The sequence below is a fragment of the Bacteroides sp. 41_26 genome (assembly GCF_949740115.1).
In the GTDB taxonomy this organism is placed as follows: Bacteria; Bacteroidota; Bacteroidia; order Bacteroidales; family Bacteroidaceae; genus Bacteroides; species Bacteroides nordii.
Genome location: NZ_CATJGZ010000008.1, coordinates 1 through 1,871 on the forward strand (window position 1 = coordinate 1; position 1,871 = coordinate 1,871).

2 protein-coding genes and 1 pseudogene are annotated in these 1,871 nt (G+C 40.5%); all 3 read right to left on the reverse strand.

Annotated elements, in window-relative coordinates; translation table 11 throughout:
* Nucleotides 1–33: 33 nt before the first annotated feature.
* Nucleotides 34–129 carry a smalltalk protein gene (locus QX565_RS00055; protein ID WP_002560793.1) on the reverse strand — a complete coding sequence of 32 codons (96 nt, stop codon included), beginning with the start codon at nt 127–129 and terminating at the stop codon, nt 34–36.
* A 70-nt stretch (nt 130–199) separates the two neighbouring features.
* The gene (locus QX565_RS00060) at nt 200–676 is read right to left on the reverse strand and encodes an HU family DNA-binding protein (protein WP_289290491.1); all 477 of its coding nucleotides are present in this window, start codon (nt 674–676) and stop codon (nt 200–202) included.
* Between the two features lie 156 nt (nt 677–832).
* Nucleotides 833–1,785 (reverse strand): annotated as a pseudogene (locus QX565_RS00065) (MraY family glycosyltransferase).
* Nucleotides 1,786–1,871 lie beyond the last annotated feature (86 nt).

Genomic DNA, 1,871 nt, shown 5'->3' on the forward strand with positions numbered 1-1,871 from the left:
CCGGGCGATCTCTTATTTATATCTATTTGTCCGCTAAGCCATCATAGCCTGTCCGCCAAATACACCAGCCAAGGCACTTGCCACAGCTATAACCACTTTTAAAATCGTATTCCAAATCGTCTTTTTCATTTTCCTCCCATTTTAATAACGTATCCAGTGCCGCGCAGCCAACTTTCAACTCTCAATTGTCAACTTTCAACTAAATAGAAGGGTCTTCCCCCTCACCCTCACCGCCAGGGTTTCCTCCGTCGGTCATACTTTTCAGTAAATCAGCATGTACAAACTGTACACCTTGCAACAGAGCACGTGTGGTACCAATAGCTGCCGGGCGAGTATACTCAACCGTAAACTGACACTTCAAAGCTGTTATCTGATTCGGGTTTACCTTATCGGCACTCTCTACTCCCCTGCCCTGCGTACGGGCTTTCATTGTAAACGTTCCCAAGCCATCCAGACGTACCGTACGGCTGTTCAGAAGTTGTTCCCGCATCGCCGACATCAGGTTACGTACCACATTCTGCACATCACCCGGCGTAAGGGATGATTTCTCCGCTATTACCTCAGCCAATTGCTGAGTAGTTACTGTTGCTCCGGTTTTAACCAGATTAAGATGCCATAACTTAGCTCCCGCTTTGTTGGCCATCGGTGATTGTACCGCTCTGTAAAATAAAGGCATAATTACCTCCTCTTTTTAAATGTTACTAATCGTTTTTTCATTCACACGTTTCGTTGATCAACATTGCAAAGATGAGGGTTTATTATCGGATGGCAAACGAAAAAGAGAGAGGTAAAGCTGTTTCTCTCAGAAAGTTTGTAGAGAGATAATTATCAGTTAGTTGAAAGAAAAATGCAGATCAAAGTATTTATACATAAACAAGACATATAGAATACTTAATACTAAAATACTGCTCAATAAATACCAGTAACCATACGCCTGGAAATAGAAATACCCCACTATTACCAATGCTTGTATCACCATATATACAAAAGAGACTACCACATGAGGTACCTTCAGTTCATTTGCCATAATCTGATACAGATGTTTACGATGAGGTAATCCTATATTCTCATGAAGCATCAGACGATGAATAATGGTAAGTACACTATCTACCCCCATACACAACTAACAGTATAATCCAACTGAAATCCTCCGTCTTGATTATCAGCTTACCGATAAGGAATAAAACGATAAATGCAATACTAACAGAACCTACATCACCTGCAAAGCACTTCGCCCGTTTCCGGAAATTGAAGAAATTAAAGACTACTACAGCACAAAGTGAGGTATAGATAAAATCTGCTTCAACAAAAGCGGTTATTTTTGTATTAATATATGCCAATGCTCCCAGAACGACCAGGGAGTAACCTCCGGTGATCTCATTGATTCCATCCATAAAGTTATAAGCATTAATGATACCGGTACATATTATTAACGCAACAAGGATTGTCCACCAGGGAAGAGAAAACAGCCCCCATTGATAGAACATCAAAGCCATGGCGGAGAAATGAAACACCAATCGCAGTGCTTGAGAAGTAGAACGGATGTCATCAATAAAGCTGATAAAAGTGATCAGTGTCAGGGCAAACATGAACCAGGGATATTCGAAATGGTTCGTGAAGAAATAGGCTAATACACCAAAATAAAAGATGATCCCCCCACCCCGTAAAGTGATCCGGGTATGCGAACTGCGTTCGTTAGGTTTGTCGATGATATTACATTTAAGCAATACGGAAATAAAAAAGTTCTGCCAGGAAAAGCAGAACTAAGACTGTTAAATAATACATTATTCGTTTTTATTAATCAGATAAAACCACAGTTGGAGGCCACTAAAGATTAAAATAACAAGAGCAAGCAAACCTCCTATAACTCC

What these genes read in the sequence shown, in the direction of transcription:
- QX565_RS00055 (WP_002560793.1), bottom strand. Translation starts at nt 129, where the DNA reads ATGAAAAAGACGATTTGGAATACGATTTTAAAAGTGGTTATAGCTGTG.
- QX565_RS00060 (WP_289290491.1), bottom strand. Translation starts at nt 676, where the DNA reads ATGCCTTTATTTTACAGAGCGGTACAATCACCGATGGCCAACAAAGCG.